Raw genomic sequence first — 15,611 nt, forward strand, 5'->3', positions numbered from 1 at the left:
ACCGGCGTTTTTCGCGTTTCGCTGCGTTTCACCGGGAAAAAGGAGCGTAACGCGTGTTCGATAGTCTGTCAGACCGGCTTGGAGGCGTCTTCGATCGCCTGCGTGGTCGCGGCGCGCTGCGCGAGGAAGACGTCCAGGCCGCCATGCGCGAGGTGCGCATCGCGCTTCTCGAAGCCGACGTCGCGCTCCCCGTGGTCCGCCGCTTCATCGATTCGGTGACCGAACAGGCCACCGGCCAGCAAGTCCTCAAATCGGTCACGCCCGGCCAGCAGGTCGTCAAGATCGTCAACGACGCGCTGGTCGAGATGCTGGGGTCGGAAACCGCCGAACTCGATCTCGCCGCCACGCCGCCCGTTGTCATCATGATGGTCGGCCTCCAGGGCTCGGGCAAGACGACGACGACCGCCAAGATCGGCAAGCTGCTTAAGGAAAAGCAGGGCAAGAAGGTCCTGATGGCCTCGCTGGACGTCAATCGTCCGGCGGCGCAGGAACAGCTTGCGGTGCTGGGCGAGCAGGCGGGCGTTGCCACGCTGCCGATCGTGCCCGGCCAGTCGCCGGTCGAGATCGCCCGCCGCGCGGTGAATGCCGCGAAGCTTCAGGCGGTCGACGTGCTGATGCTCGATACCGCGGGCCGCCTCCACGTCGATCAGGCCCTGATGGACGAGATGAAGGCCGTCGCTGAAGTCTCGGCCCCGCGCGAAACGCTGCTGGTGGTGGATTCGCTCACCGGTCAGGACGCGGTCAACGTCGCGCAGAACTTTGCGGGAGAGGTCGATCTCACCGGCGTCGTGCTGACCCGCATGGACGGCGATGCACGCGGCGGTGCGGCGCTTTCGATGCGCGCCGTCACCGGCAAGCCGATCAAGTTTGCCGCCACCGGTGAAAAGCTCGATGCGATCGAGCAGTTCAATCCGGAGCGTGTTGCCGGCCGCATCCTCGGCATGGGCGATATCGTCTCGATCGTCGAGAAGGCGGCTGCCACGGTCAAGGCCGACGAGGCCGAAAAGCTTGCGCAGCGCATGGCCAAGGGCCAGTTCGACATGAACGACCTGCGCACGCAGCTGCAGCAGATGCAGCGCATGGGCGGACTTGGCGTGCTGGCGGGCCTCATGCCCGGCATGAAGAAGGCCAAGCAGGCCATGGCCAACTCGGGCATGGACGACCGCGTGCTGCTCCACATGGATGCGATCATCGGCTCGATGACCCCCAAGGAGCGCGAGCGGCCCGAACTGCTCAACGCCAAGCGCAAGATCCGCATCGCGAAGGGCTCCGGCACGCAAGTGCAGGACGTCAACAAGCTCATCAAGATGCACATGGAAATGGCGAAAGCCATGAAGCAGATCCGCAAGATGGGCGGGCTCAAGGGCCTCGCTGCGATGTTTGGCGCCGGTGGTTCTGGGGGCGGGATGGGCGGCGCTCTCGGCGGCGGCGATGGCGGGGCTGGCCCCGGCCAGCTTCCCGGCGGCGGCATGGGCGCTGGCATGGGCGGCATGCCCGGGCTCCCCGGCCTTGGTGGCGGCAACATGCCCGCCAACCTCGGCGATCTGCTCCGCAAGAAGTGATTTCAAGTTCAGTTTCAGTTTCAGTTTTACTCGGAAAGGTTTGAAGTATGTCGGTTTCCCTTCGTCTCTCGCGCGGTGGCTCAAAGAAGCGCCCCTACTACAAGGTCGTGGTCGCCAACAGCCGTTCGCCGCGTGACGGCGCCTATCTCGAGCAGGTCGGCACCTACAACCCGCTCCTCGCCAAGGATGACGCGAACCGCGTCCGCCTGACCGAGGACCGCGTGCGCTACTGGCTCGGCGTCGGCGCCCAGCCGACCGACCGCGTTGCCCGCATGCTCGACAAGGCCGGCATCAAGGAGCGCACCGCGACGGTGAACCCGGCCAAGGGCGAGCCGGGCAAGAAGGCCAAGGAGCGCGCTGAAGACCGCGCCAAGAAGATCGCCGAGGCCGAAGAAGCCAAGCGTGAGGCCGAAGAGGCCGCCGCTGCCGCTGCTGCTGCTCCGGCCGCTGAAGAACCGGCCGCCGAAGAGGCGCCGGCTGAAGAAGCTGCTGCCGAGCAGGCCGAAGGCTAAGTCGGAAAATGCACGGCCGCCCCGTTACGCTCGCTGCGATCAGCGGCGCGCATGGCGTGGGCGGCGAAGTGCGGCTGAAGCTGTTCGGGGAAGGGGTTGAAAGCCTCAAGCCCCACCGCAGCTTTAATGACGGCGCGCTCACGCTCACCAAGCTGCGGGATGACGGGAAGGGCGGCGCCATCGCCCGCTTCTCGGAAATCGCCGATCGCACTGCGGCTGAAAAGCTGCGCGGCACCGTGCTGACGGTGCCGCGCGCCAGCCTCCCGCCGCTGGCGGAAGGCGAATACTACTACACTGATCTGATCGGCCTACCTGCGGTCTCGACCGGGGGCGAGCTGCTTGGCACCTGCATCGCGGTCGAGAATTTCGGCGCGGGCGATGTGCTCGAGATCGAACGGCCTGCCGAAGAGGGCAAGCCGTCCAAGCGCTTCATGGTGCCGATGCGCGCGCAGTCCGTTCCCGAATGGAACAGCGAGCGGCTGGTGATCGAAGCGGCCTACGCGGCCGACTGACAGGTCTGCGTGTCGCAGCAGGGCTCGCTGCGCTCCACTTTCACCGCCGGCGAGATCAGTTCGCGCACCAGCATGCGCAGTTCGCTCCACAGCGTCGGCACGGGCTGACCACTGCGCTGGCTCACTTCGCGGGCCTGCAAGGCTGCCTTGTGGGCTTCCATCCAGCCCCGGCTCCACACTTCATCCATCATCGCTCGTCTCCTCTGCTGATGGCTGCATTGTGCCCGCCCGGCGCGGACAGAGCCAACAAATGCTCTGGCGTATCCCATAAGGTGACCTTATCATGAGGCATGCCTGATCTGCCGCCCCTGTCCGCCGTCCGCGTGTTCGAAGCCGCAGCCAGGCTCGAAAACTTCAGCCGCGCGGCGGAAGAATTGGGGATGACCCAGGCCGCCGTCAGCTATCAGGTGCGCCAATTGGAAGACCGCGTCGGTCGCCCCTTGTTCCTGCGCGAGAAAGGCCGCGTGCGCCTCTCCGAGGCCGGGCGGCGGCTTGCTCCTGCGGTATCCGCCGCACTCGCCGATATCGCCGCCGCCTTCGCCAATCTCAGCGCGGATGACAGCGGCGTTCTTGCGATCAGCACGATCCCTTCGTTCGGCGGCACCTGGCTGAGCACGCGGATCGGCAAGTTTCAGATCGCTGTGCCCGATCTCGCGCTGCGGCTGGAGACGACCGGGCGGATCACCGATTTCGCGCGCGAGCAGATCGACGTGACCATCCGCTCCGGCCTCGGGCCCTGGCCCGGACACACCGCCGAATTCCTCATGCGCTATCATGTCACGCCGATCTGTTCGCCGGCCTTCATCGAGGAGAACGCGATCCGCACGCCGGAAGACTTGCTGCGGGTGCCGCGGCTTGCGCAGGATGATCCGTGGTGGGCCGGCTGGTTTGGCGCGGCAGGGCTTGAACTGCCGCCTGCGCAACCTGTGGCCAGCATCCTGTTCGACAGCCAGCTCGAAGAAGCGCGCATGGCAGGTGCCGGCTTCGGCGCCGCGCTGATGACGCCTGTGTTCTGGGCTGAGGAGATTGCCGCCGGACGGCTCGTCCAGCCGTTCCCCACTTTGTACTTCCCGCCGTTCTCGCTCTGGCTGGTCCGCCCCGAAGGCCGCCACGGTGTGCGCAAGATCGAGCGTTTTCGCGAATGGCTGCTGGCGGAAATGGCCGCGGAGCGTGCCCGCGGAATGGCGCCGCAAGAAGTCTGGATTCCGCCGCCAGTAACAATCCGGTAATGGAGTTGCGCTATAGACGGTGACAGATGAACGCGCCTTTCGCTTCGTCATTTTCGGCAACAGCAAGCCCGCTGTGGCAGACCCTTTCGGCCTACGAGGTCGGACCGGTCGATGCCGATCTCTCCTTCACGCAGCGCCTCGCCCGCGAGAACGGTTGGAGCGACGCGCACGCCGCGCGCGTGTTCGAGGAATACCGCCGCTTCCTCTACCTTGCAGCCACCGCCCCGCATGCGGTCACCCCGTCCGACGCTGTCGATCAGGCCTGGCACCTTCACCTCACTTTCACGCGCGATTACTGGGAGCGGCTCTGCCCCGACGTGCTTGGCCGCGCGATGCACCACGGCCCCACCAAGGGTGGCCGCGCCGAGGGTGAGCGGTTCTTCGAGCAATATGCGCTGACCCTGCGCAGCTACGAAGCCGCGTTCGGCCCCGCACCCGCTGATATCTGGCCCGATGCGCGCCGCCGCCTCTGGGTCGATCCCCAGGCCCGCCGCGTCCATCCGCGCGAGGTGCTGATCATTCCGCGCCGCCTCGCGTGGCTGGCGCTCCTGTTCCTTGCCGTTGGTTTCGTGCTCTGGAGGCTTTTGTGACCGGTCTTGGCCCGCTCGATCTGCATGGCCCTGAATTCCTGATGCTTTACCTGGAGCTGGCGCTGATCGCGCTGGCTGCCGCTTTCGTCATCCCGCGCTATCTGCGCCCCGCAGGGCACGGCGGCCGCCAGCCGGATGAAGACGAGCTCGCGCTGCTTGCCGGAGGGCGCGAACGCCTTGCCGAAGCGGTGACGGTGCGGCTCCTCGCCGAAGGCACGGCAATCGTGCAAACCGGCGGTGCGCTGGCCATCCGCAATCCGCACGGCGGGCGCACGCCAGCGGAGCGCCGCGTCGCAAGGCTGACTTCGCCCGCCCAGTGGCGCGATGTCCACCGCGCGCTGTCGGCCCCCGCCGAAGCGATCGAGCGCCAGCTGGAAGGCAAGGGCCTGTGGATTGGCCGCGATGCCGCCCGCCAGCTCCGCCTGATCCAGACCGCACCGCTGGCGCTGCTGTTCCTGTTTGGCCTCGCCAAGTGGATCGTCGGCGCGATGCGGGATCGCCCGGTTGGCCTGCTCACCGCCCTGCTGTTCGTCACCGCCGTCGTCGCGGTGCTGCGCTATGCCGCGCTCGATCGCCGCACCGGAGCCGGCAAGGCCGCGCTGGCGCAGGCGCGCTTCGAAGCCGCCCGCCTGCGCCGCGCTGCGCCGACCGACGAGGCCCCCCTCGCGGTCGCGCTGTTCGGCACGGCGGTGCTGACGGGTTCGTGGCTCTCAGACTTTCACCGCATGCGCAGCGCCGGTTCCGGCGGCGATGGCTCCGGCAGCAGCGGCTGCAGCGGCGGGGGAGGGGGCTGCGGCGGAGGAGGAGGCTGCGGCGGTTGCGGAAGCTGAGCCAGCACCCAAGTCCTCCCGACCCCCATCGCCAAGCTCGCAATGGCGAGAATTTGGTGCCACTCTCCCCGCTTCTGACTGGGAGGCATGGCATGCGGTTCAAGGGTATCCTTCTGGCGATCATGGCAAGCGCCATGCCGGTTCCGCTTCTCGCCCAAACTGCCGAGCCAGCCGCAGCCAACGATCCCGCCGCATTTGATACCGAGATAAATGCCATCCTCACCAAATGGATGGCCGAAAACCACATCCCCGGCATGGTCTTCGGCATGGTGAAGGACGGCCGTCTTGCCTACGTCAAAGGCGAGGGCGTGCAGGACCTCTTCGCCAAGCGCCCCGTCACGCCCGATACGCTGTTCCGCATCGCCTCGATGACCAAGGCATTCACGGCCATGTCGATCCTCAAGCTGCGCGACGAGGGCCGCCTCGCGCTCGATGATCCGGCGGACCGCTATGTACCCGAGCTGCGCGGCTGGACGTATCCCACGAGCGATTCGCCGCGCATTACGATCCGCGATCTGCTTACCCATAGCGCCGGCTTCGTGACGGACGATCCGTGGGGCGACCGCCAGCAAGTGCTCTCGCAAACGGCCTTCACGGCGATCCTCAAGGCTGGCGTTCCCTTCACCCGCGCGCCCGAAATGCGCCACGAATATGCCAATCTCGGCTATGCGATCCTCGGGCGGGTGATCGCCAACATCACGAAGGCCCCCTACCGCAGTTTCGTCGAACAGCGCCTGCTGACCCCGCTGGGCATGACCGCCAGCGGGTTCGACGTCCTGGCTCACCCCAAAGACAAGCGCGCCGTGGGCTACCGTTGGGAGAATGATGCGTGGGCCGAAGAGCCCACGATGAAGGACGGCGCCTTCAATGCGATGGGCGGCCTCGAAGTCAGCGCCACGGACTATGCCAAGTGGCTCGCCTTCATCGTCTCCGCATGGCCCCCGCGCGACGGCGCGGATACCGGCCCGGCCAAGCGCGCCACTGTGCGGCAGGTCATGCGCGGCGTGAACAATGCCGCCGTGTTCCACCGCTATGCCACCGATGGCGACAAGCAGTGCCCCGGCACCGTCTCCTACGGCATGGGCTGGCGGATCATCGGCGATTGCGACTACGGCACCGTCCTCGCCCACGGCGGCGGCTATCCGGGCTATGGCAGCCATGTCATGGTTCTGCCCGAATACGGCGTCGCCTTCTTTGCGCTGACCAATCGTACCTATTCCGGCCCCAGCCAGCCGGTTTGGGACATCGCAGCCCTGCTGCGCGCGAAGGGCGTGATCGCGCGGCGTGCCGAGCCGGTCTCACGGGACCTCGCCACCTTCTATACCGCCGCGCAGACAGTCTGGTCCGCAGGCACGGTGGACGCGTTGCAGGGCCGCGTCGCGATGAACTTCCCGATGGACCGCACCGCCGCCAACTGGGCCAAAGTGCTGGCGGAAACCAAGGCCAAGTCGGGCGCATGCGAGACAACAGCGCCCATCACCGCAGAAGAGGCAATGAGCGGCACTTTCACGTGGAAGTGCGAGAAGGGCAGCATCGAGGGCACTGTTCTGCTTGCGCCGACGAAGCCGATCACGCTGCAGGCGCTGGGGTTTGCGTTCGAGGGGAAGGATTGAATTCGGTAAGGGGGTTGTATATACATGACGTATATACGGAGGCGCTCATGGGCAAGCAATACAATACCAAGAGCTTCAAGTCCGGCAATTCGGTGGCGATCCGGATGCCAGCGATTCTGGGTGTTGAACCCGATCGCGAATGGAGCGTCGAGGAAAAAGACGGCGAACTGATCCTGCGTCCGAAGGACAAGCCCAAGCGCAAGTTCAATATCGACAAGGTTTGGGGCATCGGACGTGGGCTTGGCCTGCGCGTGCTTGAGCCGGAAGATCGCGTGTTTGAGCACAGCCCTCGTCTCTGGGATGACCCCGACTGGCGTGCCCGACACGGTTGGCCTGAGACTGGCCCGGACGGCAGCGACGCGTGAAGTACATGTTCGACACCAATGCTGTCATCGTCGCTTTGGAGGGTGATGATCCAGTGTTCCGTGCACGGCTGGCAGATGTCGAGGAGGGCGACATCGTGATGTCGTCAGTGGTTCTCGCCGAAGTTGCCCTTGGCATGGAACATGGCAAACCTCCGCTGGCTCGAGTCCTTGATATCTTCCTGGAGGAAGTGCCGGTCCTTACTTTCGACGAGAAGGCGGCAAGGGCCTATGCCAAGATCCCGTTCAAGCGTGCCAGCTATGACCGCCTCATCGCGGCGCACGCTTTGTCGCTTGGCCTGACGGTGATCACCGGCAACGTGAAGCACTTCGCCGATGTGCCGGGGCTCAAGATCGAGAACTGGACGGTGTGATGTTCACTGATCCATGTTTGGTCTCAAACTTCGAGACCGCCCTGTTCCTTGCGCTCGCCACAACTTTCGGCCTGTCAATCGGCGTTGGCCTTGGATGGCTAGTTAGGACGAGGTTGTCCGAGCAAGGTACAAAGGTTGGTTGCCTCGCCATGCCTGTGACTGCTCTCGCAGCCGGCTACCTTGCGGCCGTTCTTCTTCCCGGCCGTGGAGCGCGCGAAAATTGTGGCTTTACCCCGGAAATCGCTTTCTTCCCCGGATACGCGTTCATTGTTGCGCCGTTGGCGATGCTGGCGACGCTAATTCTCTTTCATCTGGTGGGGCGACGCGGCTAGGCCCCCGAACATGACCTTCCACACCACCGTCCTCACGCTCTACCCGGAGATGTTCCCCGGCCCCCTCGGCATCAGCCTTGCGGGGCGCGCCATGGCGGAAGGCAAGTGGGGCATCGATACCGTTCAGATCCGCGACTTCGCGGCAGACAAGCATCGCACCGTCGATGATACGCCCGCAGGCGGCGGTGCGGGAATGGTGCTGCGCGTCGATGTGCTCGCCAAGGCTATCGACCATGCGCGGGAAGGGGGCGTAGACCGCCCCGTCATCGCGCTCACCCCGCGCGGAAAGCCGCTCACGCAGGCCCGTGTGCGCGAACTGGCGGCTGGCCCCGGCGTCATCCTCTTGTGTGGCCGGTTCGAAGGTTTCGACGAGCGGATTTTCGAGGGAAGGGGCGTGGAGGAAGTCTCCATCGGCGATATCGTGCTTTCGGGCGGCGAACCTGCGGCGCTGATGCTCCTCGACGCTTGCATTCGGCTGCTTCCCGGCGTAATGGGCGCGCCTTCCAGTGGGTCAGAAGAGTCGTTCGAGAACGGCCTCCTCGAGTACCCGCACTATACCCGACCCCAGGAATGGGAAGGGCGCACGATCCCTGAAGTGCTGCGATCGGGGGATCATGCGAAAATCGCTTCATGGCGGAAACGCCGGTCTGAAGACGATACCCGGTCACGCAGGCCGGACCTTTGGGAGCGCCACACCGGCGTTCGGGTCCAGTCTGCCTCTGGCGCGCAGCGTGAAGTGCAGGACGATTAGTCATGAACATCATTCAGCAGCTCGAAGCTGAAGCCATCGCCGAATTCAAGGCGAAGAAGACCATCCCCGAATTCCGCGCCGGCGATACGCTGCGCGTGGGCGTGCGCGTCGTCGAAGGTGAGCGCACCCGCGTTCAGGCTTACGAAGGCGTGTGCATCGCGCGTTCGAACCGCGGCCTCGGCTCGAACTTCACCGTTCGCAAGATCTCGTTCGGCGAAGGCGTGGAGCGCGTGTTCCCGCTCTACTCGCCCAACATCGACAGCATCACCGTGGTCCGCCGCGGCGTCGTGCGTCGTGCCAAGCTCTATTACCTGCGCGGTCGCACCGGCAAGTCGGCGCGTATTGCCGAGCGCAAGACGATTAAAACCACTACGGAAAGCTGACCAGGGAGGGCCCATAAGCCCATCGCCCGGGCACCGTAGCGTGCTTCAAGAGGCGCCCTGGCAAGACCGCCGGGGCGCCTCTTTTCGTTTTGCCATACCCTTAGCCAAGGACCATCGCACTCATGCGATTGCTGACTTCTCTGCTTGCCGCCAGCGCGCTTGTCGCTGCGATGCCCGTCCATGCCGCCGAGACGAAGGATAGTGCCGTGACCGCACCCCAAGCCGCGCCTGCGCTCACGCTCGAGCGCGTCTTTGCCAGCCCCAGCCTTGCCGGGCCGGTGCCGCGCGCGGTGAAGCTCTCGCCCGATGGCCGATATGTCACCGTGCTGCGCGGCCGGCCTGACGACCGCGAGCGCTATGATCTGTGGGGCTTCGACCGGAAGGCCGGCGAGTGGCGCATGCTGGTTGATTCCAAAAAGCTCTCCTCGGGCCGCGAGCTTTCCGAAGCGGAAAAAATGCAGCGCGAGCGCCAGCGCATTGGCGACCTCAAGGGTATCGTCAGCTACGAATGGACGGCGGATAGCCAAGCCGTGCTCGTGCCCATCGATGGCGATCTCATCCTCGCCGGGCTGGATGGCTCGGTGCGCAAGATCGCGGGCACCAAGGGCGGCGAGCTTGATCCCTCGCTCAGCCCCAAGGGCGGCCATATCGCCTTCGTGCGCGATCAGCGGCTCTTCGTGGGGGCGGTTGACGGCAAGACCGAACCGCAAGCCGTAACCCCCGCCGAAACCGCCGCCACTGTCCACTGGGGCGAGGCCGAATTCGTCGCGCAGGAGGAAATGAACCGCTTCAAGGGCTACTGGTGGTCGCCCGATGGCAGCCGCCTTGCGGTCGAGCGTTTCGATGAAGCGGGCGTCGGCACCGTCACCCGCGCCGCCATCGGCGCGGAGGGCACCAAGACCTTCGAGCAGCGCTATCCCGTGGCAGGCAGCGCCAATGCCGAAGTCTCGCTCTGGGTGATCGGCGCCGATGGCCAGAGCCCAAATGGCCCAAGCAAAGTGCAGGTCGATCTGGGGCCGGAGAAGGACATCTACCTCGCCCGCGTCGAATGGGCGCCCGATGGCAAGGCGCTCTACGTGCAGCGCGAAAACCGCGCGCAGTCGAAGCTCGACATGCTCAAGGTCGATCCGGCCACCGGCAAGGCCGAAGTGCTGTTCACCGAAACCGCCGCCAAGGGCAGCTGGATCAACCTCTCGGATGCTTACCGCTTCCTCGCCGATGGCAGCCTGATCTGGCTCTCGGAGCGCGACGGCTTTGCGCACCTCTATCACTTCAAGGCTGGTGCCTGGACGCAGCTCACCAAAGGGTCCTGGGTCGTCACCGATCTGCTCGGCGTCGATCAGAAGACTGGCCGCGTCACCTTCGTCGGCACCAAGGACGATGTCCTCGCGCCGCAGGTCTATGCCTTCGATCTCAAAAACCCGGCGAAGCTCGACCGGCTGACCGATCTCGCCTTCCACAACAGCGCCGCGATGGACCGCAAGGGCCAGACGCTCGTCGTCACCCGCAGCGCCGATGCGCAGCCGCCGCAGTCTTACCTCGCGGACGCATCGGGCAAGCGCCTCGCGTGGATCGAGGAAAACCGCGTTGAAGGGCTGCACCCCTACGCGCCCTACCTCGCCAGCCACCGTGCAGCCGAGTTCGGCACGATCCCGGCGGAAGACGGCACCCCGCTCCACTGGATGATGATCACCCCGCCGCTGGAGCCAGGCAAACGCTACCCGGTGTTCTCCTACCACTACGGCGGCCCGCACGCGCAGGTCGTCAGCAAGGGCTGGCAGGGCGCGCTGGCGCAGGCGATTGTCGACAAGGGCTATATCTACTTCGCCATCGACGGGCGCGGGTCCGATAATCGCGGCGTGGCCTTCGAAAGCGCGATCAATCGCGCGATGGGCACGGTCGAAGTGGCCGACCAGCTGGCAGGCGCACGCTACTTGAAGTCGCCCGCTTTCGTCGATCCGGCGCGGGTCAGCACGTTCGGCTGGTCCTATGGCGGCTACATGACGCTCAAGATGCTGGAAGAGCACCCTGGCGAATGGGCTGCCGGCATCGCGGTTGCCCCCGTCACGCGCTGGGAGCTTTACGATACGCACTACACCGAGCGCTATCTTGGCGATCCGAACAAGGAGCCCAAGGTCTACGAAGCCTCGGGCGCGCTGGCGGAGGCCGCGAAGATCCGCGATCCGCTGATGCTGATCCACGGTATGGCTGACGACAACGTCGTGTTCGAAAACTCGACCGCGCTCATCGCCAAGTTGCAGGGTGAGGCTGTGCCGTTCGAAATGATGCTCTACCCCGGCTACACCCACCGCATCGGCGGGCCCAAGGTCAGCAAGCATCTCTACGAAACCGTATTCCGCTTCCTCGACCGGCACGGCGTGGGTAGCGGGCAATAAGCCAATTGGGGCCGCAAGGCCGCCGCAAGGAGAGTATAATGGGTTACCGGGTAGTGGTCGCAGGCGCGACCGGCAATGTCGGGCGCGAGATGCTCAATATCCTCGCCGAGCGCGAGTTCCCGATTGACGAGATCGCGGCGGTTGCCTCGTCGCGCTCGCAGGGCTCCGAGATCGAGTTCGGTGAGACCGGGCGCATGATCAAGGTCCAGAACATCGATAACTTCGATTTCACGGGCTGGGATATCGCGCTGTTCGCCATCGGCTCGAGCGCGACCAAGGTCCACGCCCCGCGCGCGGCGGCAGCGGGCTGCGTGGTGATCGACAACTCCTCGCTCTATCGCATGGACCCGGACGTGCCGCTGATCGTGCCCGAGGTGAACCCCGACGCGATCGACGGCTACAAGGTGCGCAATATCATCGCCAACCCCAACTGCTCGACCGCGCAGATGGTCGTGGCGCTCAAGCCCCTGCACGACAAGGCGAAGATCAAGCGCGTCGTCGTTGCGACCTATCAGTCGGTTTCGGGCGCGGGGAAGGACGGCATGGACGAGCTGTTCGAGCAGAGCCGCGCGATCTTCGTCGGGGATTCTGTCGAACCGCGCAAGTTCACCAAGCAGATCGCCTTCAACGTGATCCCGCACATCGACAGCTTCCTGGATGACGGTTCGACCAAGGAAGAGTGGAAGATGGTCGCCGAGACCAAGAAGATCCTCGATCCGAAGATCAAGCTCACCGCCACCTGCGTGCGCGTCCCCGTCTTCGTCGGGCACTCCGAGGCGATCAACATCGAATTCGAGGACGAGATTTCGGCGAAGGAAGCGCAGGATATCCTGCGCGAATCGCCCGGCGTCATGCTGATCGACAAGCGCGAGGACGGCGGATACGTGACCCCGATCGAATGCGTCGGCGATTACGCCACCTTCGTCAGCCGTGTGCGCGAAGACCCGACGGTCGACAGCGGCCTTTCGCTGTGGTGCGTCTCGGACAACCTGCGCAAGGGCGCCGCGCTCAACGCGGTGCAGATCGCGGAACTGCTCGGCCGCCGCCACCTCAAGAAGGGCTGATATGTCGCGGCCGGTCCCGGCCTTTCAACGCGCGATGCTGGTGGCGCTCGCCATCGCATCGCTGTTGAGCGGCTGGGCCGCCATCTATCCCCAGAACACTTGGCTTCAGGTCGGACCCGTGCTGCTTGGCCTGCCGCTCGGCGCATGGGCACTGCGGCGCTGGCCGCTAAGCAATCTAGCAGCAGGGTTGCTTACGGCATTTATCCTGCTCCATCTGCTTGCCGCCTGCTGGTCCTATAGCCTCACGCCCTATGACCGTTGGAGCCGCGCGCTCCTGGGCGTGAGCGTCGACGCGACGTTCGGCTTCAAACGCAACATGTTCGACCGCATGGTCCACTTGTGCTTCGGCCTTTGGCTGGTCCTACCGTTCGCGGAAATCGCCGTGCATCACGGTGGCCTCTCGCGGAAGGCCGCGCTCACCATGGCCGTGCTAGGGATTTTTGCCTTCAGCTCTGCCTACGAGATCTTCGAATGGCTGCTCACCCTTGGTCTCGCGCCCGATCAGGCCGGGGCTTACAATGGCGAGCAGGGTGACATGTACGACAGCCAGAAGGATATGGCCGTCGCCAATCTCGGCGCGCTGCTGGCGATTTGGCCTTCGCGCGCTCGATTGGCCCCTCCGCCTCGCGAAGGGGCCATCTGAGCCTACATCCCCGTATGTGTGACGGTCGTGGTGGTCGTCACCTTGCCGCGCGCGGTGTGGTGATGCGCCACGCGGCGGTGATGGACGACGCGGCGGTGATGCGTGACCGGGCGATGCGTGCGCGCCGCCGGAGCACGACGGACCGCAGCCGGTTCCGCCTGCTCGGTGGACGTGGTCGTCTGCACCTGCATCGGCTGGGCCTGCGCTGCCATGGCCGCATTGCGTGAGATTGCGGCATCGCTGGCGGAGGCTGCAGCCGCGTTTTCGGCGCGGTTCGCTCGGTCGTTGGCCATGTCGGTCTGCATGTGCGCGGCATCGACGTTCATCTGCGCGCGGGCCATGCCATTGGCTTGGTCCTGCGCCTGTGCCTGCACCGCCTCGTTATGCTGGGCGGCGTTCTTCTGCATCTGCCCGAGCGCCGTATCAGCAAGTGCAGAGGCGTGGATCGCATCGGCGATGGCCTCGGGCTTGTGTCCGGCGGCCAGGTTTTCCTTCGCCCGCGCCAGCGCCGCGTTGGCTTCGGCGGTGCGGCCCGGCTGCGCGGTCGAAGTGCCCAGACTTTCGGCGGTATCGATCTTGGTCTGCGCTTCGGCAATGGCGGCGCGCGCCCTGTCGGCCTTGCCCTCTGCATAAGCGGGGGCGGCGAACGAGAGGCACAGCGCAGTGGCCATGAGCAGGCGGCCAAAGGCGTTGTGGCGGGGGGTGGGGCGATTCATGATCGGAAACTCCGTGCAGCGCCGCGGGAGCGCGGTTGCCGCATACTCCGCAAAATGTGCCGCAGCCCGCGATGTTCCGCCGCATCGGTCTGGCCGATAGAAACCCCAACCCCGCTGATAGAGTTTCTTGCATTGCCGCGCTGACCTCGTGGCTCTACTCCGATGTCTTCCGCACGGGACCCGACCACGGGACCGGAAGGGGCACAGATGTTTGCGCATTTCGATCTGCTGCACGGCATTGCCGGGCTGCTCGTGGGTTTTCTGGTCGGCCTGACGGGCGTGGGTGGCGGGTCGCTGATGACGCCGATCCTCGTCCTGCTGTTCGGCGTCGCCCCGGGCACTGCGGTGGGCACCGATCTCCTGTTCGCCTCCGTCACCAAGATCGTCGGCTCGGCGGTCCATGGCAAGCGCGAGACGGTGGACTGGCACATCATGCGCCGCCTCGCCATGGGCAGCGTCCCTGCGGCGACCGTCACGCTGATCCTGATGTCCGATTTCGGCAAGCTGAGCAAAGGCTCCAGCCACGTGGTGCTGCTCTGCCTTGGCGGCATGCTCATCGTCACGTCCATCGCCACGCTGTTCCAGAAGCAGCTGGCGGTGATGGCCAAGCAGCACGAGCGGCTGGACGACCGGCAGGCGCGCATCCCCACGGTGATGCTCGGCGCGCTGCTCGGCGTCGCCGTGACGATCACTTCGGTCGGCGCGGGCGCGATCGGCGTCACCGTTCTGCTGATGCTCTACCCCGCGCTGCGCGTTGCGAAGATCGTCGGCACCGATATCGCCCATGCGGTTCCGCTCACGCTTGTCGCGGGCTTCGGCCACTGGATGATCGGCGACGTTGATTTCGGCCTGCTGACGAGCCTGCTTGTCGGTTCGCTACCCGGTGCGGTAGTGGGGAGCATGCTTTCGACCCGCTCGCCCGATCACGTGCTGCGCCCCGCGCTCGCCGCCGTCCTCATGGTCTCTGGCATTCGGCTGCTGAGCCAGTGAGCGAGACCTACCCCGGATTCGACGGCGCGAGCCTTGCATTGCACCGCCTCGGCGCAGGCCGCCCGGTGATCCTGCTCCACGGGCTGTTCTCCAATGCCCATGTAAACTGGGTCAAGTTCGGCACCGCCGCGCAGCTGGTTGCCGCCGGTTTCGAGTGCCTGATGCCCGATCTGCGCGCCCACGGTGCGAGCGCTGCTTCCCATGATCCCGCTGCCTACCCGCCCGATGTGCTGGTGCGCGATCTGGAAGCGCTCGTCACCCATCTCGGCCTTGCGGACTACGACCTCGTCGGCTTCTCGCTCGGATCGCGCACTTCAGCCCGCGCTGTCATCGCGGGCGCGCGGCCTCGGCGGCTCGTGCTCGGCGGCATGGGGCTCGATGGCCTTGCCGGCTGGACGGGGCGTCAGGCGTTCTTCCGCGATGTGCTCGACCGCTTCGGCACGATCCGGCCCGGCGACCGCGGCTATGCGGCGCAGCAGTTCCTCAAGACCATGGGCACCGATCCCGTCGCCGCAGGTCTCCTCCTCGGCACGATGGACGATACCGATCCGGCCACACTCGCCGCGATCACCATGCCCACGCTCGTCCTCTGCGGCGATCAGGATAACGACAACGGCAGCGCCGACCGCCTGGCCGAAGTCCTGCCCAACGCTCGCCACGCGGTCATTCCCGGTACGCACATGAGCTCCGTCACCGAACCCGCGATGGGTGCCGAACTGGTTTCATTTCTGACCGCTTGACGCAGCGACCCG

General features: G+C 65.6%; 19 protein-coding genes. 17 read left to right on the forward strand and 2 right to left on the reverse strand.

Going from position 1 to position 15,611, the window contains the following annotated elements:
* Positions 1–53 precede the first annotated feature (53 nt).
* The 3 genes from ffh to rimM are packed head-to-tail and all read left to right on the forward strand — an operon-like array spanning position 54 to position 2,586.
* Entirely contained in the window at positions 54–1,562 is a 1,509-nt protein-coding gene (gene ffh, locus ACO06X_RS17730; protein WP_421837494.1) for a signal recognition particle protein, read from the forward strand.
* A 47-nt stretch (positions 1,563–1,609) separates the two neighbouring features.
* Positions 1,610–2,074 (forward strand): 30S ribosomal protein S16, encoded by a 465-nt coding sequence (gene rpsP / locus ACO06X_RS17735; RefSeq protein WP_421837495.1) that lies wholly within the window; start codon positions 1,610–1,612, stop codon positions 2,072–2,074.
* An 8-nt stretch (positions 2,075–2,082) separates the two neighbouring features.
* The gene (gene rimM, locus ACO06X_RS17740; protein WP_421837496.1) at positions 2,083–2,586 is read left to right on the forward strand and encodes a ribosome maturation factor RimM; all 504 of its coding nucleotides are present in this window, start codon (positions 2,083–2,085) and stop codon (positions 2,584–2,586) included.
* Here the strand turns inward: rimM and ACO06X_RS17745 are convergent.
* Positions 2,571–2,777, reverse strand: coding sequence for a hypothetical protein (locus tag ACO06X_RS17745; RefSeq protein ID WP_421837497.1), 207 nt, complete (start codon positions 2,775–2,777; stop codon positions 2,571–2,573). The genes rimM and ACO06X_RS17745 overlap by 16 nt on opposite strands.
* 99 nt (positions 2,778–2,876) lie before the next feature.
* On the opposite strand from ACO06X_RS17745, the gene ACO06X_RS17750 reads away from it, so the two are divergent.
* The 12 genes from ACO06X_RS17750 to ACO06X_RS17805 all read left to right on the forward strand — a co-directional run bounded on the left by ACO06X_RS17750 (position 2,877) and on the right by ACO06X_RS17805 (position 13,153).
* Complete coding sequence (locus ACO06X_RS17750; RefSeq protein WP_421837498.1) at positions 2,877–3,815, forward strand: LysR substrate-binding domain-containing protein; 939 nt, start codon at positions 2,877–2,879, stop codon at positions 3,813–3,815.
* 26 nt (positions 3,816–3,841) lie between these two features.
* Positions 3,842–4,405 (forward strand): glycine-rich domain-containing protein, encoded by a 564-nt coding sequence (locus ACO06X_RS17755; protein ID WP_421837499.1) that lies wholly within the window; start codon positions 3,842–3,844, stop codon positions 4,403–4,405.
* Positions 4,402–5,235 (forward strand): TIGR04222 domain-containing membrane protein, encoded by an 834-nt coding sequence (locus ACO06X_RS17760; RefSeq protein WP_421837500.1) that lies wholly within the window; start codon positions 4,402–4,404, stop codon positions 5,233–5,235. The genes ACO06X_RS17755 and ACO06X_RS17760 overlap by 4 nt, the downstream gene beginning before the upstream one ends.
* Positions 5,236–5,327: 92 nt before the next feature.
* Positions 5,328–6,848 (forward strand): serine hydrolase domain-containing protein, encoded by a 1,521-nt coding sequence (locus ACO06X_RS17765; RefSeq protein ID WP_421837501.1) that lies wholly within the window; start codon positions 5,328–5,330, stop codon positions 6,846–6,848.
* 47 nt (positions 6,849–6,895) lie between these two features.
* Positions 6,896–7,213 carry a hypothetical protein gene (locus ACO06X_RS17770; protein WP_421837502.1) on the forward strand — a complete coding sequence of 106 codons (318 nt, stop codon included), beginning with the start codon at positions 6,896–6,898 and terminating at the stop codon, positions 7,211–7,213.
* Between the two features lie 5 nt (positions 7,214–7,218).
* Positions 7,219–7,584 (forward strand): type II toxin-antitoxin system VapC family toxin, encoded by a 366-nt coding sequence (locus ACO06X_RS17775; RefSeq protein ID WP_421837503.1) that lies wholly within the window; start codon positions 7,219–7,221, stop codon positions 7,582–7,584.
* Entirely contained in the window at positions 7,584–7,916 is a 333-nt protein-coding gene (locus tag ACO06X_RS17780) for a hypothetical protein (protein ID WP_421837504.1), read from the forward strand. The genes ACO06X_RS17775 and ACO06X_RS17780 overlap by 1 nt, the downstream gene beginning before the upstream one ends.
* A gap of 10 nt (positions 7,917–7,926) precedes the next feature.
* On the forward strand, positions 7,927–8,667 hold the full coding sequence (gene trmD, locus ACO06X_RS17785; RefSeq protein WP_421837505.1) for a tRNA (guanosine(37)-N1)-methyltransferase TrmD: 741 nt from the start codon (positions 7,927–7,929) through the stop codon (positions 8,665–8,667).
* A 2-nt stretch (positions 8,668–8,669) separates the two neighbouring features.
* Positions 8,670–9,050, forward strand: a complete 381-nt coding sequence (rplS, locus tag ACO06X_RS17790) for a 50S ribosomal protein L19 (RefSeq protein ID WP_292946215.1) — start codon at positions 8,670–8,672, stop codon at positions 9,048–9,050.
* A 122-nt stretch (positions 9,051–9,172) separates the two neighbouring features.
* A complete protein-coding gene (locus ACO06X_RS17795; protein ID WP_421837506.1) occupies positions 9,173–11,446 on the forward strand; it encodes a DPP IV N-terminal domain-containing protein in 2,274 nt (757 codons plus the stop codon).
* 38 nt (positions 11,447–11,484) lie between these two features.
* A complete protein-coding gene (locus ACO06X_RS17800; RefSeq protein ID WP_421837507.1) occupies positions 11,485–12,510 on the forward strand; it encodes an aspartate-semialdehyde dehydrogenase in 1,026 nt (341 codons plus the stop codon).
* A gap of 1 nt (position 12,511) precedes the next feature.
* Positions 12,512–13,153 (forward strand): DUF2238 domain-containing protein, encoded by a 642-nt coding sequence (locus tag ACO06X_RS17805; protein ID WP_421837508.1) that lies wholly within the window; start codon positions 12,512–12,514, stop codon positions 13,151–13,153.
* A gap of 2 nt (positions 13,154–13,155) precedes the next feature.
* On the opposite strand, the gene ACO06X_RS17810 is transcribed toward ACO06X_RS17805, so the two are convergent.
* The gene (locus ACO06X_RS17810) at positions 13,156–13,869 is read right to left on the reverse strand and encodes a hypothetical protein (RefSeq protein WP_421837509.1); all 714 of its coding nucleotides are present in this window, start codon (positions 13,867–13,869) and stop codon (positions 13,156–13,158) included.
* A 207-nt stretch (positions 13,870–14,076) separates the two neighbouring features.
* Here ACO06X_RS17810 and ACO06X_RS17815 point away from each other — a divergent pair, with 207 nt between their 5' ends.
* Together ACO06X_RS17815 and ACO06X_RS17820 are read left to right on the forward strand one after the other, a co-directional pair.
* Positions 14,077–14,859 carry a sulfite exporter TauE/SafE family protein gene (locus tag ACO06X_RS17815; protein WP_421839944.1) on the forward strand — a complete coding sequence of 261 codons (783 nt, stop codon included), beginning with the start codon at positions 14,077–14,079 and terminating at the stop codon, positions 14,857–14,859.
* Positions 14,856–15,599, forward strand: a complete 744-nt coding sequence (locus tag ACO06X_RS17820; RefSeq protein ID WP_421837510.1) for an alpha/beta fold hydrolase — start codon at positions 14,856–14,858, stop codon at positions 15,597–15,599. The genes ACO06X_RS17815 and ACO06X_RS17820 overlap by 4 nt, the downstream gene beginning before the upstream one ends.
* Positions 15,600–15,611: the final 12 nt, after the last annotated feature.

Origin of the sequence: Novosphingobium sp., from assembly GCF_965229225.1 — a bacterium.
In the GTDB taxonomy this organism is placed as follows: Bacteria; Pseudomonadota; Alphaproteobacteria; order Sphingomonadales; family Sphingomonadaceae; genus Novosphingobium.